Annotated in this window: 23 protein-coding genes; 7 read left to right on the top strand and 16 right to left on the bottom strand. The window is 65.7% G+C overall.

The annotated features are described in order from the left end of the window. Window positions 1-17 precede the first annotated feature (17 nt). The 4 genes from BMZ70_RS02505 to BMZ70_RS02490 all read right to left on the bottom strand — a co-directional run bounded on the left by BMZ70_RS02505 (window position 18) and on the right by BMZ70_RS02490 (window position 5909). Window positions 18-1289, bottom strand: coding sequence for a dicarboxylate/amino acid:cation symporter (locus tag BMZ70_RS02505; protein WP_092269466.1), 1272 nt, complete (start codon window positions 1287-1289; stop codon window positions 18-20). Window positions 1290-1418: 129 nt separating this feature from the next. Further along, complete coding sequence (locus tag BMZ70_RS02500) at window positions 1419-3791, bottom strand: glycoside hydrolase family 127 protein (RefSeq protein WP_165403536.1); 2373 nt, start codon at window positions 3789-3791, stop codon at window positions 1419-1421. 98 nt (window positions 3792-3889) lie between these two features. Beyond that, window positions 3890-4894 carry an SGNH/GDSL hydrolase family protein gene (locus BMZ70_RS02495; RefSeq protein ID WP_229205261.1) on the bottom strand — a complete coding sequence of 335 codons (1005 nt, stop codon included), beginning with the start codon at window positions 4892-4894 and terminating at the stop codon, window positions 3890-3892. 85 nt (window positions 4895-4979) lie between these two features. Continuing rightward, on the bottom strand, window positions 4980-5909 hold the full coding sequence (locus tag BMZ70_RS02490; protein WP_092269460.1) for a LysR family transcriptional regulator: 930 nt from the start codon (window positions 5907-5909) through the stop codon (window positions 4980-4982). Window positions 5910-6018: 109 nt separating this feature from the next. Between BMZ70_RS02490 and BMZ70_RS02485 the strand changes: the two genes are divergently transcribed. Beyond that, entirely contained in the window at window positions 6019-6762 is a 744-nt protein-coding gene (locus BMZ70_RS02485; RefSeq protein ID WP_092269457.1) for an SDR family oxidoreductase, read from the top strand. 3 nt (window positions 6763-6765) lie between these two features. Here BMZ70_RS02485 and BMZ70_RS02480 read toward each other — a convergent pair whose 3' ends face one another. Continuing rightward, window positions 6766-7746: a ribonuclease T2 family protein gene (locus BMZ70_RS02480; RefSeq protein ID WP_092269454.1), complete on the bottom strand. Its 981-nt coding sequence runs from the start codon at window positions 7744-7746 to the stop codon at window positions 6766-6768. A 151-nt stretch (window positions 7747-7897) separates the two neighbouring features. On the opposite strand from BMZ70_RS02480, the gene BMZ70_RS28255 reads away from it, so the two are divergent. After that, window positions 7898-8134 (top strand): hypothetical protein, encoded by a 237-nt coding sequence (locus BMZ70_RS28255; protein ID WP_092269452.1) that lies wholly within the window; start codon window positions 7898-7900, stop codon window positions 8132-8134. A gap of 145 nt (window positions 8135-8279) precedes the next feature. Here BMZ70_RS28255 and BMZ70_RS02470 read toward each other — a convergent pair whose 3' ends face one another. After that, window positions 8280-9152: a LysR family transcriptional regulator gene (locus tag BMZ70_RS02470; RefSeq protein WP_092269449.1), complete on the bottom strand. Its 873-nt coding sequence runs from the start codon at window positions 9150-9152 to the stop codon at window positions 8280-8282. Window positions 9153-9251: 99 nt separating this feature from the next. On the opposite strand from BMZ70_RS02470, the gene BMZ70_RS02465 reads away from it, so the two are divergent. Both BMZ70_RS02465 and BMZ70_RS02460 read left to right on the top strand, forming a co-directional pair. Next, window positions 9252-10637, top strand: coding sequence for an MFS transporter (locus BMZ70_RS02465; protein WP_092269446.1), 1386 nt, complete (start codon window positions 9252-9254; stop codon window positions 10635-10637). Next, window positions 10625-10846 carry a 2-hydroxymuconate tautomerase family protein gene (locus tag BMZ70_RS02460; RefSeq protein ID WP_092269443.1) on the top strand — a complete coding sequence of 74 codons (222 nt, stop codon included), beginning with the start codon at window positions 10625-10627 and terminating at the stop codon, window positions 10844-10846. The genes BMZ70_RS02465 and BMZ70_RS02460 overlap by 13 nt, the downstream gene beginning before the upstream one ends. Here BMZ70_RS02460 and BMZ70_RS02455 read toward each other — a convergent pair. The 4 genes from BMZ70_RS02455 to BMZ70_RS02440 all read right to left on the bottom strand — a co-directional run bounded on the left by BMZ70_RS02455 (window position 10843) and on the right by BMZ70_RS02440 (window position 13691). Next, window positions 10843-11973, bottom strand: coding sequence for a sensor histidine kinase (locus BMZ70_RS02455; RefSeq protein WP_165403537.1), 1131 nt, complete (start codon window positions 11971-11973; stop codon window positions 10843-10845). The two genes, BMZ70_RS02460 and BMZ70_RS02455, sit on opposite strands and share 4 nt — an antisense overlap. Before the next feature lie 115 nt (window positions 11974-12088). Next, window positions 12089-12724, bottom strand: a complete 636-nt coding sequence (locus tag BMZ70_RS02450) for a DsbA family protein (RefSeq protein ID WP_092269437.1) — start codon at window positions 12722-12724, stop codon at window positions 12089-12091. Beyond that, window positions 12721-12933 carry a 2-hydroxymuconate tautomerase family protein gene (locus BMZ70_RS02445; protein ID WP_092269434.1) on the bottom strand — a complete coding sequence of 71 codons (213 nt, stop codon included), beginning with the start codon at window positions 12931-12933 and terminating at the stop codon, window positions 12721-12723. The genes BMZ70_RS02450 and BMZ70_RS02445 overlap by 4 nt, the downstream gene beginning before the upstream one ends. 23 nt (window positions 12934-12956) lie before the next feature. Further along, window positions 12957-13691 carry an SDR family NAD(P)-dependent oxidoreductase gene (locus BMZ70_RS02440; RefSeq protein WP_092269431.1) on the bottom strand — a complete coding sequence of 245 codons (735 nt, stop codon included), beginning with the start codon at window positions 13689-13691 and terminating at the stop codon, window positions 12957-12959. Window positions 13692-13804: 113 nt separating this feature from the next. On the opposite strand from BMZ70_RS02440, the gene BMZ70_RS02435 reads away from it, so the two are divergent. Together BMZ70_RS02435 and BMZ70_RS02430 are read left to right on the top strand one after the other, a co-directional pair. Then, a complete protein-coding gene (locus tag BMZ70_RS02435; protein WP_092269428.1) occupies window positions 13805-14707 on the top strand; it encodes a LysR family transcriptional regulator in 903 nt (300 codons plus the stop codon). A 99-nt stretch (window positions 14708-14806) separates the two neighbouring features. Then, complete coding sequence (locus tag BMZ70_RS02430) at window positions 14807-16108, top strand: sugar MFS transporter (protein ID WP_092269425.1); 1302 nt, start codon at window positions 14807-14809, stop codon at window positions 16106-16108. On the opposite strand, the gene BMZ70_RS02425 is transcribed toward BMZ70_RS02430, so the two are convergent. Beyond that, a complete protein-coding gene (locus BMZ70_RS02425; protein WP_092269422.1) occupies window positions 16105-16941 on the bottom strand; it encodes a universal stress protein in 837 nt (278 codons plus the stop codon). The genes BMZ70_RS02430 and BMZ70_RS02425 overlap by 4 nt on opposite strands. Window positions 16942-17119: 178 nt before the next feature. On the opposite strand from BMZ70_RS02425, the gene BMZ70_RS02420 reads away from it, so the two are divergent. Further along, complete coding sequence (locus BMZ70_RS02420) at window positions 17120-17962, top strand: universal stress protein (protein WP_092269419.1); 843 nt, start codon at window positions 17120-17122, stop codon at window positions 17960-17962. 6 nt (window positions 17963-17968) lie between these two features. Here the strand turns inward: BMZ70_RS02420 and BMZ70_RS02415 are convergent, their stop codons facing one another. The 5 genes from BMZ70_RS02415 to BMZ70_RS02395 form a co-directional block, all read right to left on the bottom strand. Next, window positions 17969-18625, bottom strand: coding sequence for a SagB/ThcOx family dehydrogenase (locus tag BMZ70_RS02415; protein WP_092269416.1), 657 nt, complete (start codon window positions 18623-18625; stop codon window positions 17969-17971). A gap of 145 nt (window positions 18626-18770) precedes the next feature. Continuing rightward, complete coding sequence (locus BMZ70_RS02410; RefSeq protein ID WP_092269413.1) at window positions 18771-21209, bottom strand: cation-translocating P-type ATPase; 2439 nt, start codon at window positions 21207-21209, stop codon at window positions 18771-18773. Window positions 21210-21212: 3 nt separating this feature from the next. After that, entirely contained in the window at window positions 21213-22094 is an 882-nt protein-coding gene (locus tag BMZ70_RS02405; protein ID WP_092269410.1) for a ribose-phosphate diphosphokinase, read from the bottom strand. Then, window positions 22091-23602 carry a thymidine phosphorylase family protein gene (locus tag BMZ70_RS02400; RefSeq protein ID WP_092269408.1) on the bottom strand — a complete coding sequence of 504 codons (1512 nt, stop codon included), beginning with the start codon at window positions 23600-23602 and terminating at the stop codon, window positions 22091-22093. The genes BMZ70_RS02405 and BMZ70_RS02400 overlap by 4 nt, the downstream gene beginning before the upstream one ends. Beyond that, complete coding sequence (locus BMZ70_RS02395; protein WP_092269405.1) at window positions 23602-24963, bottom strand: MBL fold metallo-hydrolase RNA specificity domain-containing protein; 1362 nt, start codon at window positions 24961-24963, stop codon at window positions 23602-23604. The genes BMZ70_RS02400 and BMZ70_RS02395 overlap by 1 nt, the downstream gene beginning before the upstream one ends. Window positions 24964-25034: the final 71 nt, after the last annotated feature.

Genomic DNA, 25034 nt, shown 5'->3' with positions numbered 1-25034 from the left:
GAGCGATTTCCCCGTTTTTATGCTGCGCGGACGGCTGGAACGACGGGCGCCGGCGCTTCTTCGGCCAGCGCGCCTTCCCACTTGGCGACGACCGCCGTGGCGACCGCGTTGCCGACCGCATTGGTAGCCGAGCGGCCCATGTCGAGGAACTGGTCGATGCCCATCAACAGCAGCAGGCCCGCCTCCGGAATGTGGAACTGGTTCAGCGTGGCGGCGATGACCACCAGCGACGCGCGCGGCACGCCGGCGATACCTTTCGAGGTCACCATCAACAGCAGCAGCATGGTGATCTGGGTTCCCAGCGTCAGTTCGATACCGTAAGCCTGCGTGATGAACAGCACGGCGAAGGTGCAGTACATCATCGAGCCATCGAGGTTGAAGGAATACCCCATCGGCATGACGAAGCTGGAGATTTTGCGCTGCACGCCGAATTGGTCCAGCGCCAGCAGCAGCTTGGGATACGCGGCCTCGGAGCTGGCGGTGGAAAACGCCAGCAGGAACGGCTCACGGATCAACGCGATCAGGCGGAACACGCGCTTGCCGATAAAGGCAAAGCCGCCCAGGATCAGCAGCGCCCACAGGCACACCAGCCCGAAATAGAAGCCGCCCATGAATTTGGCGAAGGTGCCGAGGATGCCCAGGCCATTGGTGGTGATGACCGACGCCATTGCCGCAAACACGGCCAGCGGCGCAAGGTTCATGATGGTGCCGGTAATGCGCAGCATGGCCTGCGCCAGCTGATCGATCACCTTGGTCAGCTGCGCGGCGGATTCGCCCAGCGCGCCGAGCGCGCCGCCGAAGAACACGGCGAACACCAGCACTTGCAGGATTTCGTTATTCGCCATCGCCTCGATCGGCGACTTCGGCACCATGTGGGCGATGAAGTCTTTCAGCGTGAAGGCCGAGGTTTTCAGTCCGGTGGCGGCATCCACCGGCGGCAGCGGCAAGCCAAGGTTCGCGCCCAGCTGCATCAGGTTGGACAGCACCATGCCCAGCGACAGCGACAGCAGCGAAGCGACCACGAACCACGCCATCGCCTTCAGGCCGACGCGGCTCGCCGCCTTGCCGTCGCCCATATGCGCGATGCCCACCGCCAGCGTGGAGAACACCAGCAGCGAGATAATCATTTTTATCAGGCGCAGGAATACGTCGGTGACGATGGAAATGTGTGCGGCGATATCGGCGCTGAGTTTTTTGTCGGGAATGACCTCATGGCAGATGTAGCCGACTGCTACACCAAGGATCATCGCCAGCAGGATGTACAGCGTGAGTGGACGTTTCGTTTTCATTGGCTCCTCCAGTATTTTTATGTATAACTGGGGAGCTTGGATAGCAATGGCTGTGCCAACGCCCACGGGCGCGGCAAGCCATTGATCGGAAACGAGTTTTTTTGTGAAGGTTGCCGTTAAGGCAAATAATCAGCTCGAAATGTTGGACACCGGCGCAGCGGCTTGTATGAAAAGTTGGACGCCGAACACCGGCCCCGCCGTATGGCCCGGCTCCGGATCGAAACGCACCACCACACTGGCCTTGCCGCTGGTGAGGCGCTCCGGTATCGGATACTCCTGGTCGATGAATACGCCCGGCTGGCGGCCATTGAGCTGCACATGCGCGATGCGCTCGCCGTCCACGCTGATGTAGAAATCGCGGTTGCGTTCCTCACCCCAGTAGCTGGCCTGCAGCACCAGCGGCCCGTTGGCGCACTTCATGCGGAAGCTGAAGTAGCCGCCGGTGCGCGCATCGCGGCCGTTGCGGCCACGGTAGGACACCGGATAGGAAATGTCCGATTGCAGGTCGTGGTCGCGCTCCGGCTGCATTTCGCCGAGGTGCATCACATCGACCGAGCGCTCGGCCCGTTCCTTGAGCCGCGCTTCTTCCTTGCGGAACGCGACTTCGGACGCCGCCCATTCCGCCTCGGTGTAGGTGTTGAAGTACACCGCCGCGCGCCGCTCATACTGCGCGAAGAACGGCGCGAATTTCATATCACCCGGACGGCCGGTGCCCACGCTGCGGTACACGGCCTTTTGCTTGTCCGTTTCCGCGAACGCGCCGAGGATGTTGGCGCCCACCAGCGCCGGCGCCAGTCCGTTGAACGGTTTGTCGGCCGCGCCCAGATCGGCGGCAAGCACCATCGGCCCGCGCAGCAGCGCCACCACGTGGTCGTTGCCGGCGGCGGCTTCAAGACGCAGGTCCAGCGGCAGCGACAGGCGCACCGTGTCGCCAGCTTTCCAGCGCCGGCGTATCAGCACGTAGCCCTTGTCCTTGCTGGCGTTGTGCGGCTTGCCGTTGACCAGCACCGTGTGTTTCGACGCCCATGCCGGAATACGCAGCGCCAGCGTGTAGGAACGCTGCCCGGCCAGGCGGCGCACCTTGATGTCGATATCGCCTTCGTATGGATAGCCGGTGTTCAGTTCCAGCCGCGCGGCAGCGGCCTTCCACTCCACGCTCGACGGAATGTACAGATTGACGAACAGCGTGTCGCCGTTCTCCCAGTAGATCGAGTCGCCGTGCTTGGCGTGGCTTTCCATGCCGGACAACACGCAGCACCAGAAATCGTTCTCTTCGCTGGAAAATTCACGCGCCACGCCGGACATCAACGGCGTCATGTACGTGAACATGCCGGTGCGCGGATTCTGGTGCGCGAGGATGTGGTTCAGGTGCGTGCGCTCGTAGTAGTCGAAGTAAGCAGCGTCCGGCGCCCAGCTGTACAAGTGGCGCGTCATCTTCAGCATGTTGTAGCTGCAGCAGGCTTCGCAGGTTTGCTCGGTGATGTGGGCGGCGATGCTGTCCGGCGCGGAGAAGTATTCGCGGTCGCCGTTGCCGCCGATGACGTAGCTGTGGTGCGTTGTGACGCGCTTCCAGAAGAAGTCCACCGCAGCGGCGTCGCTTTGGCGGCCGGTCAGTTCGTGCAAACGCGCGAGGCCAATCAGTTTCGGGATCTGCGTGTTGGAGTGCAGGGTAGCCAGTTCATCGCGGCCTTGTGCCAGCGGCGTCAGTACCTTGGTGTGGTACAGGCGCTGGGCCAATGCCAGCCAGCGCTTGTCCTGCGTGCGCGCATACAGCTCGGCGAAGCTTTCGTTGATGCCGCCATGTTCGCAGCCCAGCACTTGCTGCACCTGCTCGTCGTTCAGCGCGGCGAAGACTTTGTCGATATAGCCTGCGAGGCCGAGCGCCACTTGCAGCGCCTGATCGTTGCCGGCATAAGTCTGCGCGTCGAACAGGCCGGCGAAGACCTTGTGCCAGTTATACAGCGGCACCCAGCAGCCGTTTAAATCGAAGCCCGCCGAGCGGATTTCACCGCGCATGATTTCGGGGAAGATCTCCTTGCCGTCCACCACTTTGCCGTCTTTGCGCTTGCGCATGAAGCCGGCCACGTAGCCGTCACCCTGCGCCTGCTGCACGCGCGCCAGTTCGGCCACGATGTAGTCGATGCGCGGTTTGAGCGCGGCGTTACCGGTCTGCGCGTACATCAGCGACAGCGCGGACAGGTAGTGGCCCAGCGCTTCGCCGGCGATGGTGTCGGATTCCCAGCCGCCGTAGATGGCGCCTTTGGTCGGCAGGCCGGCGAATTTATGGTAGTTGTGCAGGAAGCGGTCGGCGCTCAGGCGCAGCAGGTAGGCTTGGTTGGCTTGCAGCGCGTCGGCGTAAATCGAAGGCAGCAAACGCACCGACGACAGCGGCAAGGCGCGGGCGGTGCCCGGCACGCCACTGGCCGCAACGCTTGCCTTCGCGTTCCAGCCGGAGACGAGTCCCAGCCCAACGGCGCCCTTCAGTATCTGTCGACGATGCATACATACCCTTATGGTTAATGGCTAACCACTAATGTACGTCTACCGGGCCTCCGTCGTCTTGCATCCGCACCGCGAAAAGCGTGACGAAATCGGCATAATCACCAGCCGACCTTCTTGCGGATAAAGTCCGTCAGCAGCGTCGCATTGGTCTGGTGCTGCTTCACGCGCGGATGGCCGCCAAAGCCGTTCCACGGGAAGATGATAGTGTCGATGCGCTGGTCGCCGCCGTCGCGCATCTGGTCCACCGCCGTGCGCACATAGCCCGGCCATTTGGAGCCTTCCTGCACCGCGTCCATGCTGCCCAGCGCGCAGACGATGTAGGCGCGCGGGTACAGGGCGCGGATCTTCTGCACGAAAGTGCGGTAGGCGGCGATGCGCTGCGCATCGTCCGGCATCGGCGACAGGCGCTTTTCGCGGTCGATCAGCCAGCGGTCGTTCTGGAACAGGTTGATCACCACCACGTCCGGTGTCCACGACTTGAAGTCCCATTTGCTGTCGTTATTACCGACGGCGCTCAGCTGATCGTAGAAGTCCGGCATGGTGAACGGGAACCAGCTAACCATCACGCCGATGCCGCTCTGCGATGTAATGTGCGCCTCCGCATCCAGCGCGCGCGCCGTAATCGACGCGTAGGACATGTAGTTGTTCTTGTCCTTCTTCAGATTATCCGGCCCATTATCCGGCGCCTCGTTGCCCATGCCACTGGTGATGGAGTCGCCGAAAAATTCAATGTGGCGCGACTTGCGCGGTGGCGGCGGCAGCAGTTTTCCGCCGTCGGCCAGCGCCAGCCCTTTGAACACGGTGCCGCCCTCCTCGCCCTCGGTGCGCTTGGTGATCAGCAGGCGGTGCGCGCCCGCAGGCAGGCCATTGGCAACCGCATAGGTCTTGCTGCCCTGCGCCGCTTCTATGATGACGGGAGGCTTGTCGTCGATGAAGACGTTGAAGAAGTTCTTGCCCCGCTGGTCGTCCAGCGTGACGGACAGGCTGCTGCCGGTGAAGTTGGCGGCGATGCTGGTGCCGGGCCAGGACAACACCGGTTTCGCGCGGTCGGCAAAATCGATCCGTCCGGTGTACTGCAATTGCGCGTCATCCGCGCCGACCATTACGCTTGAAAACGTTTGCCCTGATTGCACAAACAATAGTAACGCTAGCAGTCCTGCTTTGAACTTCATCGATTCATCTCCTGGGTTAATGTTGGCGGAAGCGCGCAGCGTGGCCGCTGGCGCGGAATTGCTCCACCATGTAGTCCACAAATACCCGCACCTTGGCCGGCACGAGTTTTCGGCTTGAATAGTATATCGAAAGCGGCCGCGTTTCAGCATGCCAGTCCGGCAGCACCCGCACCAGTTCCCCGCTATCCAGCAGCGGCAAGGCGTGCGGCAAAGGCAGCATGCAGATGCCCATGCCCGAGGCGGCGGCGTGGGCGATGGCTTCCGGATCGTCCAGCACCGCCACCGGGCGCACGCTGGCCACCACTTCCTGGCCGCTGCGATGCTTGAGGGTCCACGGCACCAGCCGGCCGGTGCTCAATGAACGGCGCAGCAGGCCGCGATGGCGCACCAGATCCTGCGGCGTTTCCGGCGCCGCATGCGCTTTCAGGTAGGACGGCGCTGCGGCCAGCACGATATCGACCCGCGCCAGCTCGCGCGCGATCAGCGCGTCGGTCAGCTCGATGCCGCCGCCGATGCCGACGTCGAAGCCTTCCGCCACCATGTCCACCTGGCGATTGTCGAAATACAGGTCCGGCACCACGTCCGGATAGCGGCGCGAGAACTCGTCCAGCAGCGGCACGAAATACTGCCGCCCGACGGTGTAGGCCAGCGACACCTTCAGCGTGCCGGCCGGCTTGCCCGCGCCCTGGCTCAGGTCCGTGAGCGCGTCGCCGATCTCGGTCCACGGCAGTCGCACCTGCCCGTACAGGCGTTCGCCATCGGTGGTCAGCGACAGGCTGCGGGTGCTGCGCTGGAACAGCCGCACGCCGAGCCGCAGCTCCAGCCGGTTGACGCTTTTGCTCACCGCCGCCGGCGTCAGCCCCAGACGGCGGGCGGCCGCCGAGAAGCTGCCCTCGTCGGCAGAGGCGATGAATGCATCGAGATAGCTGCTGAGTTCAGTAAACATGCCCTCATCTTATACCAAAGGTTGAAACTGTACACGTAAATTCATGACTACAAAGACAAGCCGGCGAAGACCATACTGTGTTCATCAACCAACCCGAAAGGAAAACATCATGAGCACCAAATTCAACGGTAAAGTCGCTTTCATCAACGGTGGTTCGCGCGGCATCGGCGCTGCCACTGCCCGCCGCCTGGCCAGCGAAGGCGCCAAAGTCGCCATCGGCTACGCCGCCTCGGCCATCGCGGCCGAAGCGCTGGTGGAGGACATCAAGGCCGCCGGCGGTGAAGCCGTCGCCATCAAGGCCGACGCCAGCGACGCCGCCGCACTGACCAAAGCCATCGACAGCGTGGCAGAACGTTTCGGCCGTCTCGACATCCTGGTCAACAGCGCCGGCGTACTGCTGCTCGGCCCAACGGACAGCTTCTCGCTGGAAGACTTCGACAAAACCATCGCCGTCAACGTGCGCGCCGTGTTCGTGGCGGCGCAGGCCGCGGCCAAGCATATGACCGACGGCGGCCGCATCATCAACATCGGCAGCACCAACGCCCAGCGCATGCCGTTCGAAGGCGGCGCGGCTTACGCGATGAGCAAATCGGCCCTGACCGGCCTGGTGAAAGGCATGGCGCGCGACTTCGGCAGCCGCAACATCACCGTCAACAACGTGGCGCCAGGCCCGGTCGATACCGACATGAATCCGGCCGACAGCGATTTCGCCACCGGTCTGCACGGCCTGATGGCGCTGAAACGCCACGGCAAGGCCGACGAAATCGCGGCGATGGTGTCCTATCTGGCCGGCCCTGAAGCGGGCTTCGTCACCGGCGCCGACCTGCTGATCGACGGCGGCTTCGCAGCGTAAGCCTTACTCCTTGCCGGCTGCTTCGATGTAGATTTCATCGGCGCAGCCGGCGGTGCGCGACTGGGCAGGACGCGCATTGGCCACCAGCTGCGGCAGATCGCGGTCGGTGACAAAGTCCAGCGCCAGCGACACGCGAATCTCCTGCAGGTACTTGCGCTGCACGCAGACCAGCTGGATGGTGTTGGCCACCTTGTCGCCGTAGCGCTTCTGCACACGGTCGAAGAAGTCATGCACCTTGATGGTCTTGCCGGTATTCCCCAGCACGATCTTGCCCACTTCCGATTCATTCACCACACGCACTGCCGACACGGCCTTGATGAAGTAATCATCCGGCGCCAGCGACTGGCATTTGCCGTGCTTGTTCCACTCGTAAGCGCCGAAGCTGCGCTCGTAGAAGAAGTTCGGCATCCACGGTGAGATTTTTTCTATCGTGTCCTTGCTCAGCTCAAACGGCTTGCCGCTGCAGCTGCCGTACTGGACGCCGCATTCCTGCTTGTTGGGCCACAGGCCGTGCAGGCTCAGGGTCCTGGCTTCCAGCGCGCCGCTGTTCATGGCGTCGCATTCCGGTTTCTTGCCGTTGTATTTGGCGTGCTCGCAGAAACCGGGCTGCCAGGTGATGGCCAGCACGTAGCTGTCCTGCTGGTTCGGCAGTGAGCACACCGGGCCGGCGGCATCGGCGGCACGGTTGGCCTGCCGCGACGACTCCTCCAGCGCCGGCGTGCCGCACTCGCGCTGCACCCAGCGCAGCGACGGTTGCGCGCCCGGCACGTTGATGCGCAGCCAGTCGTAATCTGTCTTGTTGATTTCGTGGACGGTGTAGGCCGTGCCGGCGGTGACTTTCACCTCGCCCGGATTGGCGCGCTTGGCGAACGAGGAAAATGCTTCGCAGCTTTTGGTGGCGGTGAAGCTGCCGCTGGCCGATTCACTGGCGCTGCATTCCAGCGCGACAATGGCCAACAGTGCGACTGCAAGGTAACGACGCATGAATTCCCCCGGTAATTAAAATGAACCTCGGCATTTTACCGGAGCTGCCACACGGGCAGTAGTCCTACAGACGCACTGCAAGCGCGCCGACACACGCCATCTCAAGAGTGGCTACGATGACAATCTCGCCATCCCATAGGAGGACCCCACCATGAAACAATTCCATTTAGCCGGCAAGCTCGCTTGCGCCCTGATCGCCACGGTCGTCGTCGTCAGCGGCTGTCAGAAAAAAGAGCCGGCGCCGCCGGTGCCAGAAGTGACGCCGGCGCCAGCCACCACGCCGCCGCCTGCCACGCCGCCTGCGACCGAGCAGCAGCCGAATCCGAACGCGCCAACCCAGACGCCGCCGCCGGCCACCACCGAACCACCGCCACCAACCAACCGCTAAGCCAGCGCCGCATCCACCCGGTTGCGGCCACTGGCTTTGGCGCGGTATAGCGCATCGTCGGCACGCTTGCAGATCATCTGCCGCGCGCCGGCCAGCGCATCGTACAATCCACTTGCGCCACACCCATCCCTAACTATCAATAAATCTAGCCACCCAGTGTTGCGCCAAAGCTAGCCGCGAAGGCGTCGCGCGCCGCGTGCTGGGCGATGTCGCGACGCCAGATCATCATGGTTTGCACCTGCGCCACGTCCGGCGGCAGCGTGTGGATGCGCACGGATTTGGCCAGTTCGCGCTGCTTCATCACCTCGAGCGGCATCATCGCCACGCCCATGCCGGCCGCCACACAGCCGATGATGGCCTCGTAAGTACCGAATTCCGCAATGCGCGCCGGCGACACACCGCCCTCGGCAAACCAGCGCTCAAGCCGCCGACGGTAGGAGCAGCCGCTGCGGAAGCCCAGCAGCGTGCGCCGCGCCACGTCGGCCGGCGAGGTGACCGGGCCGTGCAGGCTGTCGGTCAGCAGCACCAATTCTTCATCAAACATCGGCAGTTGCATCATTTCCGGCCGCTCGACCGGCGCGGCCACCAGCGCTAGGTCGACTTTGTGGTTGAGCACGGCCTGCACCAGATAATCGGTGGGGCCGGTGTCGAGCAGCAGGTCGACCTGCGGATACTGGCGATGGAATTGCCCCAGCACCTGCGGCAGGCGCGCGGCGGCCGTGGTTTCCATCGAGCCGATGCGCAGCGGGCCGGACGGCTGGCGGTCGCCGCGCATGGCTTCCTGGGCTTCGTCGGCCAGTTGCAGCAGGCGTTCGGTATAGGCCAGCAGGCGTTCGCCCTCCTCCGTGATCAGCATGCGGCGGCCGGAGCGGTGGAACAAGGTCACGCCCAGCGATTCTTCCAGCTGGGTCAGGCGGGCGGAGACGTTGGATTGCACCCGGTTCAGGCGCGCGGCGGCTTGCGTCACGCCGCCCTCCTCGGCCACGGTCTTGAAGATACGCAGGGATGAGAGTTCCATGATTCGTTCTCAATTAAAGAATTGTTGGTTCAGTATAATTCATTTTTAATGATGCGCAATCCGGCCTATAGTGCCAATATCCCATCAAGGAGCCGCATCATGAAATCCCCTCCCTCATTGGCAATTCTGTTGGCTTGCAGCTTTGCCTTCATCATCGTTCAGCTGGACGTGACCATCGTCAACGTCGCCCTGCCGGAGATCGGCCGCGAGCTGCAAGCGGGCGTAAGCCAGCTGCAATGGGTGGTCGACGCCTACACGCTGGGCTTTGCCGTGTTCCTGCTGTCGGCCGGCGCGATGGGCGACCGCTTCGGTTCGCGCAGCGTGTTCCTCGGCGGCTTCACCCTGTTCACGCTGGCCTCGCTGGCCTGCGCCGTGGCGCCCGATGCGCTGCTGCTCAATGTGGCGCGCGCCGCCCAAGGGATAGGCGCGGCCTTGCTGGTGCCGAGTTCGCTGTCCATCCTCAACGCCGTGTATGCGCAAGACCGCGCCATGCTGGCCAAGGCCATCGCCTGGTGGACGGCGGCCGGCGGCGTGTCGATCGCGGCCGGGCCGGTGCTGGGCGGCTTGCTGATGTCCGCCTTCGGCTGGCGCAGCATCTTCTGGGTCAACATTCCGATTTGCGTGCTGGGCTTCTGGCTGACCTTGCGCGTGGTGCCGGCGCTGCGCCACAGCGGCCCGGCGCGCAGCTTTGACGTGCCGGGGCAAATCCTGGCGGTGATCGCGCTGACCGCCTTTATCGGCGCCGTGATTGAAGTGCATGCGCTGGGCCTGGCGCATCCGGCCGTGCTGGCAGCGCTGCTGGTGGCGGTGGTGGCGGGCGCGTGGTTCATCCACGTCGAACGGCACAGCGCCGGGCCGATGCTGCCGCTGCAGCTGTTCAAGCTGGCGGGCTTCGCACCGGCCGTGCTGTTCGGGGTGTTCGTCAACTTTGCCTACTACGGCGTGATCTTCGTGCTGAGTTTTTACCTGCAAAAAGTGCGCGGCTTTTCGGTGCTGCACGCCGGGCTGATCTTCCTGCCGCTGACCGGCACCTTCCTGTTCGCCAACATCACCAGCGGCTGGCTGCAGGCGCGGGTCGGTTCGCGGAAGCCAATGATTATTGGCGGCCTGATCGGCGGCAGCGGCTATGCTCTGCTGGGCCTGTGCGGGATTTCGGAGACGGCCAGCTTCTGGGCCATGCTGCCGGGCCTGGCCTTGATCCCGGCCGGCATGGGGCTGGCGGTGCCGGCCATGACCACCGCGATCCTGGCCTCGGTCGACAAGCATCAGGCCGGCACCGCCTCGGCCGTATTGAACACCGCGCGCCAGGTTGGCGGCGCGATGGGGGTGGCAGTGTACGGGGCCTTGGTGGCGACACCGTCCACGGCTGCTATCCTTGCCGGGATTGAAGCGGCAATGGCCGTCTCGACCGCGTTACTATTGGGCGGCGCACTGCTGGCCTATCTGACTATTTTTAACCAAGGAGCAAAACTATGCCATTCGTAAATATCCGCATCACCAATGAAGGCGCGACTGCCGAGCAGAAGCAGGAATTGATCACCGGCGTGACCGACCTGCTGCAAAAAGTGCTGAACAAAAATCCGGCCACCACCTTCGTCATCATCGATGAAGTCGAGACCGACAATTGGGGCGTAGCCGGCACCGCCGTCACCACCCTGCGCAAGCGCGCGAAGGAAGCGGCCGCCAAATCCTAAGTCTTGACATAGGGGCGGCAATCGACCGGGATATCAATGATAAAGGTGGTGCCGGTGGCGACCGAGCTGTCGACCACGGCGCTGCCACCGTGTCCCTCCGCCACGCCGCGCACGAACGGCAGGCCGATGCCCCAGCCTGCCACGCCCTTGCAATTGGCACTTCCCTCCCGCTGCAAATACGCAAAGATCCGCTCGCGCTGGTCATCGGGCACCGGCTTGCCGGTGTTGTGAACGCTCATCATCATGCGTCCCAGTATCTCTTCCACGCGGATCGACACGCGGCCGCCATCGCCATACTTGAAGGCGTTGGTGAGCAGGTTCTCCAACACCCGCCGCAGGGACTGCTCGCACCAGTAGCCAACGATCGATGTCGCCTCGACCTCGATGCGGTTCGGCGCCAGCAGGTTAAATTCCTGCGCCACATTATCGACCAGCTGCTTGATGTCGAAGCGCGACAAGTTCAATGGCAGTTTGATGGTGTGCTCAATGGTCAGCGCGTCGACCAGTTGCACCACCATTGCGCTGAGGCGGGTGGCGCCATTGCGGATCTTCAAAGCGGTGTGGCGCGCCGTCTCGATATCTGGCGCAATCGCAATCAGTTGCGCACCGGCGACGATCAACGATAGCGGATTGCTCATGTCGTGCGACAGCGTTGCCGCCAGGCGCTCGCGCATGCTCTCGTGTATCAGCGAGAATTCGCGGACGGCATCGCGCACGGCCACGTCAATCGACTCCACCACGACCTGCCACTCCTCCGGCGTAAACTGCAAGCCGTTGCGGCGTGCGGCCGTCGCGATAGCATCGCGAAACAGCTGGTATTCAAGGATGATCTGGTCGGCCCGGAACGGCGTCATGCGCGCACGTTCGCCGCCGTGGGCGGACATGGACGTGCTATGACTGGCGCCATGACGGCGCGGAAAGGATGGCGTCAAGGCCTCGGCGATATTGTCGTAAAAAACCGGCAAGGTATTGACCAGCAGCGGCCCGGGGATTTCATTGGCCTCTTCCACCGAGGCGCGCAACCGCGCCTCCCACAAGGCAAACACCTCGTCGCGCATCGCTAGTACGGCCAGCGAGGTAGCGGATAGCTCGCCTTCGCTGGCTTCGTGCCCGGTTGCAAGTGTCATGTCGCACTCCGCAGTGCCTTTCGGTTTAGAAAAGAGCAGCATAGCAAAGTGCCGAGGTGGATTGTCGCACGCCAGCGCGGCGCCGTTGCTGGCGCCGCACAGGGGGACCATCGTGTTACGCGGCGAGGCCTTGCCGGGTCAGAAGAGCCTGCAATTGATGATGAAGCTGCGCCGCGTGCGCGTAGCCGCCACTCACCTCGGCCACGCCCTTGCCGGTATCGAGCAGCAATGCCGGGAAGCTGCGCACGCCCAGCGCACGGGCGCGAACGAAATCGGCCTTGGTTTGCAGAATGGTGTCGCTGTCCTGCCAGACACGCAGTACGTCTTCCGCAGCCAATTGCAGTTGCGCCGCCACCACGCCGGCCAGCACGCGGCCATTGGTGGTGTCCAGCCCATCGACATAAAACGCCTGTTGCAGAGCGCGGAACACCGCCAGCAGGTCCGCCTGCGGCGCCAGCTTGCGCGCTGCCACCACAGCCCGGCAAACCGGCTCGGTGTCGTAGACGAAGTTCTCACGCGCCATCAAGGCCTCACGATTGAATGGCAGGCCGCTCTGCGCCTCCACCCTCGCCCAGTGCCCGAGGCGGAATTCCTTGCCCGCCCGGTCGAGCACGTCGGTAGCGCCGGCGCGCACGCCGCCGACGATGATTTCCAGCTCCAGCGCCGGGTGCATGGCCATCAGCTCGGTCATTTCCTTGCCGAAGCCATAGCACCACGAGCACATGGGATCGCCCACATACAGCAACTTCATTTTGCCGCCTTCTCGCGCCGGCGGCGCGAGGTGATGTTTTCGCGGTTCACACCCCAGTTATCGGTCTCCACCTCGTCGATGATGACGAAGGTGGTGGCGGGATCCTTGTTCAACACGCGTTGCAGCAGGTCGGTCGAACCTTCGATCAGCTGTTGCTTCTGCTCTGCCGTCACGCCTTCATTGGTGACGCGGATATTTACGTATGGCATGGTGACTCTCCTTGGAGGTTGATTTACCAGGTACCGGCGCTGCCGCCGCCGTCGACGGGCAGGATGGTGCCGGTGGTGAAGTTCGATTCGGTCAGGTACAGCACGGCATTGACCACGTCGTCGGTGACGCCGGTGGTGCCGGTTGGCGCCAGCGTGCGGAAGAAGGCCTGGGTGGCCTCGTCCTCGCTGTGCATCGGGGTGGCGATGATGCCGGGCGCCACCGCATTCACCTTGACGTTGGACGACGCCAGTTCAATCGCCAGCGCGCGGGTGGCGTTGTTCAGGCCACCCTTGATCAGCACTGGCAGCAGGGCCGGCACTTTCGCATTCGGTTGCATCGCAATGCCGGCGGTGATGTTGACGATGTGGCCCGATTTGTTCGCGGCCATGTGCGCGGCAGCCTGCTGCGACGGGTAGAACACGCCTTTCAGGTTGGTGTTGAGCAGGTCGTCCAGGTCCTGCTCGGTGTAGTCGGTGACCGGCTTGGCAATGAAGATGCCGGCGTTGTTGACCAGGATATCGACCTTGCCGAATGCGGCCACGGCACGTTCGAACAACACCTTGGCCGTTTCCGGCTTGGCGATATCGCCCGGCACCAGCAGGAAGTTGGACGGGTTGCCCAGCTTGTCCGCCGCCACTTTCAGGCGTTCGATGGTGCGGGCGTTGCCGACCACGTTGTAGCCGCGTTTCAGGTAAGCCTCGGCAACCGCAAAGCCGATGCCGCTCGATGCGCCAGTCACGATAACAGTCTTGTTCATGATGTTTCCTTTCAGGGTTGTGTTGAAGTGAGTTCACTATATTCGTGACTTCTCGCTTGATAAACAGCCTGAAACACAAGACAATTGATACATCATGTAATCAATAAATCGCCATGAAACGCTTATTCGACGATGTGCTGCTCGGCAGCATCGAGCTGTTCTGCCTGGCCGCCGAACTGTCCAGCTTTACCGCCGCCGCCACCGCAGCCGGGGTGACGCCGGCCGCCGTCAGCCGTTCGGTCGCGCGGCTGGAGGAACGGCTGGGCGTGCGCCTGTTCGTGCGCACCACGCGCCAGATCCGCCTGACCGACGGCGGCCGCGTCTACTTCGAGCAGTGCCGCCAGGCGCTGTCGCAGTTGAGCGAAGCGGAACGCCAGGTCAGCGGCGCGCAAGTGCAGCCGTCCGGCCCGCTGCGCATCAGCGCGCCGACGCCGTACGCGCATTACCGCCTGCTGCCACGGCTGGGCGAGTTCCGCCGCAAATATCCCGACGTGACCATCGATATCCACGTCAGCAACCGCAACATCGACTTCGCCGACGAAGGCTACGACCTGGCGATCCGTGGCCGCGCCCCGGCCGACTCCAGCCTCATCGCCCGCAAGCTGGAAGATGCGGAACTGGTGCTGGTCGCCTCCCCCGCCTACCTGAAGCGCGCCGACAAGCCCAAGTCGCTGGCCGACCTGGCCAGGCACGAATGCATTCAATTCGACCTGCCCAGCACCGGCAAGCGCATCCCCTGGCTGTTCATGCAGGATGGCACACAGGTCGATCTCCCCACCGAAGGCGGCCTCAGTTGTGCGGAAGACGTGCTGGGCATCGTCACGCTGGCGCGCAGCGGCGCCGGGCTGGTGCAGACCTACCGTTTCATCGTCGAGCAGGACCTGGCCAGCGGCGCGCTGGTGGAATTGCTGCCGCAGCATGGCGGCGCCTCGCGCCCGTTCTTCCTGCTGTATCCGCATGCCCGCCATCTGTCGCTGCGGGTGCGCACCTTTGTCGACTTTCTGGTTGGCCGCTGAGCTATGCGCAATTGATATTGATCCCGGCATTTTTGGCATTGGAGATCGCGCGAGCCGTGCGCTAGCATACCGAGTTAAGAAAACTACCAGAGACGCCCCATGCCCGCTCCTATGCCTAGCGCGACCGGCTCCGTGCCGTCGCCATCCCATTCCGCCACCAGTTCGCGCGCGGTCCTGTCGCTGCTGACCAGCCTGTTCTTCACCTGGGGCTTCATCACCGTGATCAACAACACGCTGCTGCCGCACCTGCGCAGCGTGTTCGACCTGAACTACACCCAGACCACGCTGATCGAGTCGGTCTGGTTCATCGCCTACTTCTTCGCCTCGATTCCGTCGGCGCGCCTGATCGAGCGCATCGGCTACCAGAAATCGATGGTGTTCGGCCTGTGCATGATGGCGGTCGGCGCCCTGCTGATGGTGCCGGCGGCGCGCCTGCCGTCCTACGGCGTCACGCTGGCGGCGCTGTTCGTGATCGCCTGCGGCATCACGCTGCTGCAAGTGTCGGCCAATCCCTATGTTGCCGTGCTGGGCTCGCCGGAAACCGCCTCCTCGCGCCTGAACCTGGTGCAGGCGTTTAATTCGCTGGGCGCCACGCTGGCCCCGCTGTTCGGCGCCTACCTGATCCTGGGCCGTTCCAGCTCCGGCACCGCCGAAGCCGGCCACGTGCTGACCCAGGCCGAAAAACTGGCCGACGCCCAGGCGGTGCAGCTGCCGTATCTGATCGTGGCCGCCGTGCTGGTCATCCTGGCGCTGGTCATCGCCCGCTTCAAGATGCCGGCCATGCACCACGCCTCGACCGGCCGCGTGTCGGAAACCGAACGCGCCAAGCTGTCGCTGTGGAAGCACCGCAACCTGGTGTTTGGCATTCCCGCCATCTTCATCTACCTGATCGCCGAGATCGGCGTGGCCAACCTGTTCATCAACTTCACCGGCCAGCCGGAAATCGGCGGCCTGTCGCATGAGCAAGGCGCGCACTACCTGTTCCTGCTGTGGGGTGGCATGCTGGTCGGCCGTTTCGTCGGCGCCTGGGCCATGAACAAGACCACCGCCGAGCGCGTGCTGGCCTTCTGCGCCATCGGCGCCTTCATCGTGATGATGATCGCGGCACTGGGCACCGGCAGCGTGGCCATGTGGGCGCTGATCTCGGTCGGCCTGTTCCATTCGGTGATGTTCCCGACCATCTTCACGCTGGGCATCAAGGGCCTGGGCCCGCTGACCGAAGAAGGCGCCGGCCTGCTGATCATGGCGATCGCCGGCGGCGCGCTGGTGGTGGTGCAAGGCTGGCTGGCCGACACCGTCGGCCTGCAACTGTCCTTCCTGCTGACCGCAGCGTGCGAACTGTACGTGCTGTTCTACGCCGTGTGGGGCTCGAAAGCCACCAACGCCTTCGCCGACGCTTAACGCGCCATCAACACTGGCAGGTGCATCTTGCGCAGCACGCTGCGCGAGGCGCCGCCCAGCAGCAGTTCGCGGAAGCGGGTGTGGCCGTAGCAGCCCATCACCAGCAAGTCCGCTTCGCGTTCCCGGGCCAGGGCCAGCAAGCCCTCGCCCACCTCATCTCCGGCCTCGCGTACCACCACCTCCACCCGCACCCCATGCCGCGCCAGGAAGTGCGCCATGTCAGCGCCCGGTTGCGGGCCGTGCGCGCCGTACACCTCATCCGGATTGAACACCGCCAGCGTCACCAGTTTGGCCGCCCGCAGCAGCGGCAGCGCGGCCTCGATCGCGCGGCAGGCCGCCATGCCGCCATCCCATGCCAGCAGCGGCCGCTCGGCCACGTGCCTGAACTCGCCCTCGGCCGGCACGATGACCACCGGCCGCGGGCAGTGCAGGACCAGCTGCTGCGGCGAAAACGCACTGAACGGATAATTGACGCCGAACTCGCCCTGCCCCACCACCACCAGGTCGCTGTAGCGCGACTGCAGCACCAGGCTTTCCAGCAGGTTGTCATCGGTCAGGCGCGGTTCGATGGAACTCACGCCCAGGCCGCCGGCAACGGCCTGGAAGCGGTCGAGCGCCTGCTGGGCATTGCCGGTCAGCGCGCTGACATCTTCCGGCAACAGCATCATGCCGGGGACGGCTGCATTGTACTGATACACCAGTTCGCTCAGGCCGGTGCTGGCCAGCCCGACCAGGTGGGCCTGCTGGGCCGCAGCCAGCCGGCTGGCGTAAGCGATTACCTGCTGCGAGCGGCCGGACGGCGCCGCATTCACCAAAAGCGTTTTATAAGACATGGCCAACTCCCGCCCGGACCGCGCAGCGGCCAAGCTCAAGGTTCATCGGATTAAACATACTACTGAAGCCATGCTATGCCGTGACCAGGTGGCCTGCCTTTGATCCATATCAAATACTTTCCTGATCCCGCTCAATACACTGCGCAATAGTCCTATTCGCAAATGCAAGGAGCACATCATGTCCTATCAAACCATGCTGGTTCACGCGGACCAGTCCCCGAGCGCGGCGGCGCGGATGGAGCTGGCGATCCGCCTGGCGCACGCCTGCCGCGCCCACCTGACCGGGCTGGCCTGCACCGGCGTGTCGCGCTACGCTGAACTGGAAAACATGGGGCCGCCCGGCCCGCTGATCGAGGCCGAATTGCAGCGCTGGCGCGAACAGGCGCAAGCCAGCCTGGCCACGCTGGCGGCGCTGGCTCGCGACCGCGCCAGCTCGGCGCCGACCTTGCTGCTGCTGGAAGACGATGCCGAGGATGGCCTGATGCAACATGCGCCGTTCAACGACCTGCTGATACTGGGCCAGACCGACCCGCACTACCACGCGCCCGGCGTGATCCGCGACTTGCCGCAGTACCTGCTGCTGCACAGCGGCCGCCCGCTGTTGCTGGTGCCGTACGGGAGCGGCGCAGACTGTTCGGCGCCCTTCCATCATCCGCTGCTGGCCTGGGATGGCAGCCGCCAGGCCACGCGCGCCATCAGCGACGCCCTGCCGCTGCTGAAACTGGCCAATACCGTTACCCTGCTGATCCTGAATCCCGATCCGCAACAAGGCCGGGAGGCACAGGAACCGGGCGTCGACATGGCGTTGTACCTGGCGCGGCATGGGGTGCGGGTCAACGTGATGCGCGAACACACCACGGTCGATACCGGCTCGGCGCTGCTGTGCGTGGCCGCCGAGCTGCACTGCGATCTGCTGGTGATGGGCGGCTACGGCCACCGCCGCGCCCGCGAAATCGTGCTGGGCGGCGCCACCCGCACCGTGCTGGCCGACATGAACCTGCCGGTGCTGATCGCGCACTAAACCTGGTTAATCGTCACTGGCCGGGAAAATATCGGCGTCGGCATACGGCCACACGCGCGGGAAACCGACCGACTGCGCCGCAATCACCAGTTGGTTCGGCGCCAGTCCCATCAGTGCGGCCAGCGCCGACCGGTCCAGCCAGCCGCGCACCACGGTCGCCAGCCCTTCGGCGGCGCAGAACAGGTACACGTTCTGGCTGATGAAGCCGGTATCCAGCGCCGCGTAGAACTGCTGCTCGGGGCGCGGACCGTGCTGGTCGCCGTCGAAGGTGGCCACGTAAATCAAATCCAGCGGTGCATCGGCGACGTAATCCTGGTCGCCGGTGGCGGCCCGCACGTCGCGCGCCAGCACCGGCTGCAGCTGCTGCTGGCCGGCGTCGTAGCGATACAGGCCGCCGGGCAGCGCGGCATAGATGTCAATGTTCTGCAGGTTGCCGGCCGTCGGCGCCGTGCGCAAGCCCTGCGCCGGGCGGTTGACGCCAAATGCCGTCCATAGCAGGCGCGACAGGCGATACAGCGACAACTCTCCCGGTCCGAACTCGCGCGTCGAGCGGCGCCGCAGCAGCACCTTGGCCAGCCCCATGCTCAGTGGAGAAAACTCGGCATCGAGCGCCAGCAATTCCGGCGCGATCAGCTGCATGGGTTTCAGATTTTCGATCGACATGGTTTTCCCCACCTGGTAGAAGCGGAGCAGGCAACAACGCCGCTGAGTTGACTCAGTTTCGATGTGACGCCAGCATCCGCTTGGATTTGTATATCAATGGTATTGATCCGGCACAGTGCCGTGCATGATCCAAATCAAATTTGCCTCAATTAGCACCGTGGCGGATGGCGGCAAGGCGCACCAGCGCCGACAGCGCCATGCTGCCCAGGCCGATGCCGGCAACCACCAGCAACTGTCCCCAGGACAAGGGCGCGACCTGGAATGCGCTGGTCACGCCCGGCACGAACAGCACCACCGCCAGCAGGGCCAGCGCGGCGGCGGCCACCAGCCAGAATGTGCGGTTCGCCGCGCCGACGGCCTGCACCAGGCTGCGCCGGTAGGCCAGGTTGGAAAAGATCAGGCCAACATTGGCCAGCACCAGCACCGCGTAGCCCACCGCCCGCGCGGCCGGCGCCGGCAACGCCGCCAGCGCCGCGCCATAGGCGCCGGCCACCACCAGCAGCACCAGCACGCCCTGCACCAGCGCAGCGGCCACCGTGCGCCGCTCCAGCAGCGGTTCCTCGGGCCGGCGCGGCGGGCGCTGCATCTGCTCCGGCGCGGCAGCCTGGTTTTCAAACGCCAGCGCGCAGGCCGGATCGATGATCAGCTCCAGCAGCGCGATGTGCACCGGGTAGAGCAAGCCCGGCCAGTCCAGCAGCACCGGCAGCAGCGCCATGCCGGCAATCGGCACATGCATGGCCAGCACGTAGCTCATGGCGTGGCGCATATTGCCAAAGATGCGGCGCCCGAGCCGGATGCCGTTGACGATGGAGGCGAAGTTATCGTCCAGCAGCACCAGCGCCGCCGCCTCGCGCGCCACCTCGCTGCCGCGTCCGCCCATCGCGATGCCGACGTCGGCCGCCTTCAGCGCCGGTGCATCGTTGACGCCGTCGCCGGTCATGCCGACCACGGCGCCGCCGGCTTGCAGCGCTTGCACGATGCGCAGCTTTTGCGTCGGCCGGATGCGCGCGCAGATGCTGGCGACAGCCAGCCGGCGCCGCAGCGCCGCCGCATCCAGCTGATCGAGCTCGTCACCGCACAGGACGGCATCCGTCGGGATGCCGGCCTGTGCGGCGATGCTGCGCGCCGTGGCCGGGTAGTCGCCGGTGATCATCAGCACCCGCACGCCGGCGCCGGCGCACGCCTGCACCGCAGACCCGACCTCGGGGCGCAAGGGATCGGACAGCCCGACCAGGCCGAGGTACTGGAAATCGAAGCCATCCTGCGTGGCCGGCAGCACGCCGCCGGCATGGCGGGCCTGCGCCACCGCCAGCACCCGCAGCCCGCGCGTTGCCATCGCCTCCATCGCCTGCGCCATGCTTGCGCGCTCGGCGGCGCTCATCCGGCACAGGCCGGCGATGGCTTCCGGCGCGCCCTTGGCGGCCACCGTCATGGCGGCGCCGGCGTTTGCCGGGGATACCGGCCACACTTGCGACATGGCGCGCAATTCAGCCGACAGCGGGTACTCGCGCACCGGCTCGGCATCGGGCGCGCCGCCGGCCAGCTGGTGGAACGCCATCTCCATCGGATCGTAGGCGCGCCGCTTGCTGGCCAGCGACGCCATCCGCACCAGCTGCGCAAACGGTGCCGCCAGCGCACCGGGCTGCGCGTCCAGCCGCAGCGCCGCGCCATCGGCATGCAACTCGGCGACCTGCATCCGGTTGCAGGTCAGGGTGCCGGTCTTGTCGACGCACAACACGGAAATGCAGCCCAGCGCTTCCAGTGCCGCCAGCCGGCGCGTCAGCACCTGGCCACGCGCCAGGCGCCAGGCGCCGATCACCGGGAATACCGTCATGATCACCGGCAGTTCTTCCGGCAGCAGCGCCATCGACACGGCAATCCCGGACAGCAGTGCCGCCAGCCAGGCCCCGTGCGCCAACCCGTGCAGCAGCGTCACCAGCACGCTGGTGGCGAGTGCGACCACCGCCAGCAGCCGCACCGTGCCGGCGATGCCGCGCTGCAGCGGCGTATCGCCCGGCTCCAGCTCGGCCAGGCTGCGGCCCACCTTGCCCAGTTCGGTATCGCCGCCGGTGGCCGTCACCCGGGCCAGGCCTTCGCCCTCCACCACCAGCGTGCCGGACCACAAATACGGCAAGCCGTCGCCGCCGGGCGCCGCCGGCGGCAAGTCCACACCGGCCGGCGCCTTGGCCACCGGCGCCGATTCGCCGGTCAGCAGCGATTCGTCCACCCGCAGGTTCTGGCTGCGCTCCAGCACCGCATCCGCAGCGATGCGCTCGCCTTCCGCCACCATCAGCAAATCGCCGACCCGCAGCGCGCGGCTGTCGATGCGCACCGCCCGGCCATCGCGCCACACCAGCACCTGCGGGCTGCTCAGCTCGCGCAGCGCCTGCAGGGCGCGGTCCGACTTGAGTTGTTGTTGCAACGTCAGGCCGACCGTCATGCAGACCATGAAGGCCAGCAGCAAGCCCTCATGCAATTCGCCCAGCGCCAGATAAATGCCGCAGGCCAGCAGCAGCAAACCGGTCATCGGTTCGCACACGGTGCGCGCGACGATGGCCAGCCAGCGGGTACGCGCGCCGTCCATCGTCTAGCGGGCGCGCACAGCGGCGGCCAGCGCCGCCGCCAGCCCGATGCCGTTGCTCTCGTGCGGCACGGTGTCGCAGGTGACGATGCGGGCCGGGCCGGCCGCCCGCAGCGCCGCATGGGCGTCGCCGGCAAACAGCGCATGCACGCCGATGCACACCGGCGGCGGCAGCCCGGCCGCTTGCAGTTGCCGCACGGCGGCGATCATGGTGCGGGCGGTCGAGATAATGTCGTCCACCAGCACCGGCGTGTAGCCGTGCAGCGTGGCGGCGTCGGCGGCGCTGACCGCCACCTCGCGGTCGCCGCTGCGCACTTTGCTCAGCACGGTGTAGGGACAGCCGGCGCCCGCCGCCACCTGCGCCACCCACTGCGCGCTTTCCGCATCCGGCCCGATCAGCATCGGCCGCGCAACGTGGGCGGCAATCCACGCGGCAATCGCCGGCGCGGCCGGCACCACCCGGGTGGGAATCTCGTACAGCTCGGACAAATCATGGTAGCGGTGCAGGTGCGGATCGACCGTCACCAGCCAGTCGCAGCAGCCCGACAGCAGGCGTGCAATGTGGCGCGAAGTCACGCCCTGCCCGGCCGCAAACACGGCGTCCTGCCGCATATAGGGCAGGTACGGGGCCACCAGCCCGACGCTGCGCGCGCCCAGCTCGCGCGCCACCGAGGCGCTCAGGTACAGCGCCAGCAAACGCTCGTCGGGCTGGGCCAGCGGCGCCAGCAGCACCACATCGCGGCCGGCCGGTGACGGCGACAGTCGGGGGCAGGTTTCGCCGTCCGGAAAGCGATGCAACTCCAGCGTGCCCACTTCGGCGCCCAGGCTGGCGCCCAGCTGCCCGGCCAACCCGGCGGCGCCCGGCAGCGCCATCAATAGCGAGCTCATCCCGCCTCCTGGATGACGAACATGGTGTCTTGCGCCGCCGCGTAGTCCGCCGCGTAAGCCAGCTCACCCGGCGACTCGGCATGCAGCGTCAGCAGCGGCTGGCCGGGCTGCAGGCGGCTGCCCAGCGCGGTGTGCAGTTCCAGCCCGGCGGCAGGCGCCTTGGGGGCGCCGGCCAGCTTGGCCAGCCGCGCCAGCCGCCGGTTGTCGATCGCCACCAGGCGGCCGGCGTGCAGCGCCGTCACCACCTGCGTGTAAGGCGCGCGCGGCGGCTGGCGCAAGCCGCCCTGCGCCGCGCAGATGGCCTGCATCTTGGTCCACGCCTGTCCGCTGTCCAGCACGCTCGCCGCCAGCGCCATGCCCTCGCCGGGCGCGGCCTTGCCGCCCAGCTCCAACAAGCGCGCCGCCAGCTGCAGCGCACGCTGGCGCAGGTCGGCCGGCGCGTCGGCCTGGTTGTGCAGAATGGCCAGTACATCGCGTGCCTCGAGCGCCGGGCCGATGCCGCGTCCGACCGGCTGCTCGCCATCGCTGGACTGCACTTCCACCGCGATTCCCAGCGCGTGGCCGACCCGGTAAAAGCGCTCGGCCAGCTGCTGCGCCGCCTGCCGCGAACGCACCTTGGCGGTGCGCCCGACCGGCATGTCGATCAGCACGTGGGTGGCGCTGGCCGCCGCTTTCTTCGACATTACCGAGGCCACCATCAGGCCGTCGCTGTCCAGCCCCAGCGGCCGTTCGACGCGGATCAGCAAGTCATCGGCCGGACTAAGCGACACCGCGCCGCCCCACACCACGCAACCGCCCTCCTGCTCGACCACGCGGCGCATGGCGGGCAGGTCCAGCGCCACCGGGGCCAGGGTTTCCATCGCATCGGCGGTGCCGGCCGGCGAGGTGATCGCGCGCGACGAGGTCTTGGGGATCACCAGGCCGCAGGCGGCCACGATCGGCACCACCAGCAGCGTGGTGCGGTTGCCCGGCAGGCCGCCGACGCAATGCTTGTCGAGCACCTGCGCGCGCTCCCAGTGCAGGCGCTGTCCCACCGCCACCATCGCCCGCGTCAGCGCGATGGTTTCGGCCACATCCATGCGGTCGCCCGAGCAGGCGGTGATCAGCGCCGCCATTTCAATGTCCGAGTAGCGCCCGTCCACCACATCGCGGACGATGGCGCTAGCGGCCTCGGCGCCCAGCGGCCGGCCGTAGATCTTGGCCCGCACCGCCGACAACGATTGCACCGGCTGCGCATGCGCCACCTGCAGCGCCTCGCCATCGGCGCCGCCCAGCGCGCGCCAAGCGGCTTCAGACAGTCCCAACTGGCACTGCCCGATCAGGTCGTCGTGCACCACGTTGAGGGTGGCGATGATGTGCTGCTCGCCGCGCCACACCTCGATCCGCGAGCGCGCCTCGAAGCCTTCGGACTTGCACACCGGGCAATCGGCGCGCAGGTAGGCCACCGGCTCCTGGTAGGTGTCGATGCCCAACCGGCGCAGCCGCAGGCCGCCGATCGGCGCGGTCATCAGCGCAACTCCAGCTGTTCGAGATAGTCCGGCACCCGGCAATGCCAGTGCAGGGTTTCCTCGATGCGGTGGCGCAGCGCGTCGGCTGCAGCAGGTTCGCCGTGGGTGATAAAGGTGCGCCGCGGCGGCTGTTTGAAATGCCCGAGCCACTGCAGGATTTCGTCGGCGTCGGCATGGGCCGACAGGTTATCGATCTGGTACACGCTGGCGCGCAGCGGCACGTACTCGCCGTAGATCTTGATTTCCGTGGCCCCGCCCAGCATGGCCGCGCCGCGCGTGCCGCCGGCCTGGAAGCCGGCAAACAGAATGGTGTTGCGCGCATCGCCGCCAAACGCTTTCAGGTGGTGCAGAACCCGCCCGCCGGTGGCCATGCCGCTGGCGGCAATAATCACCATCGGCACCTGGCGCTGGTTGAGCGCGATCGACTCCTCCACGCTGTTGACGATATGGGCGGTGCGGCACATCGCCTCGCATTGCTGATGGTCGAGGCGGTGCAGCTTGCGGTGTTTCTGGTACAGCGCGGTGGCGTCGGTGGCCATCGGGCTGTTCAGATAGACCGGCAGCGCGGCCGGCAGCATGCCCTGCTGCTTGAGCTGGTGGATCGCATACAGCAGCGACTGTGCCCGCCCCACCGCAAACGCCGGAATCACCGTGACGCCGCCGCGCGCGGCGGTCTTGCGGATGGTCTGGCCGAGCAGGATCAAGGGATCGGCCGGGTCGTGCCGGCGGTCGCCATAAGTCGATTCCAGCACCAGGTAGTCGCAGTGGGCGATGGCGCTGGGCTCGACCATGATGGCGTCATGCAGCCGCCCAAGATCGCCCGAAAAGACCACGCTGCGCTGGCCGTCGCTGATGGTCACGATGGCGGCGCCGAGGATGTGGCCGCCCAGCGCCAGCGTGCCGCTCAGCTTGTCGGCAATCTCGAACGGCTTGCCAAATGGCACCGGCGAAAAGTGGCCCAGCGCGCGCACGGCATCGGCCTCGGTGTACAGCGGCTGGGCCGGCGCATGGCGCGAACTGCCCTGGCGGTTGGCGTGGATGGCCTCCTCTTCCAGCAGGCGGCCGCTGTCGGGCAGCAGGATTTTGCACAGGTCGTAGGTGGCTTCGCTGCACAGCACCTTGCCGCGAAAACCGTTCTTTACCAGCAGCGGCAGATAGCCGCTGTGGTCGAGGTGGGCGTGGGTCAGCACCACGGCATCGATTTCGGCCGGCGCGACCGGCAGCGCATCCCAGTTGCGCAAGCGTAGCTGCTTGTAGCCCTGGAACAGTCCGCAGTCGAGCAGCATGGTGGCCCCGCCGGACGTCAGCAGGTATTTGGAGCCGGTGACGGTGCCGGTGGCGCCCAGGAATCGTATGTGCATGACTGCTCCCGCCTTATCCAGATCGTTCCAGCCATGCTAAGCGCCGCACGGTGCTGCTGTCCTTGATCCAG

It is taken from the genome of Duganella sp. CF402, from assembly GCF_900109645.1.
Taxonomy (GTDB): Bacteria; Pseudomonadota; Gammaproteobacteria; order Burkholderiales; family Burkholderiaceae_D; genus Rugamonas.
This window is presented reverse-complemented; position numbering and strand designations above follow the sequence as displayed.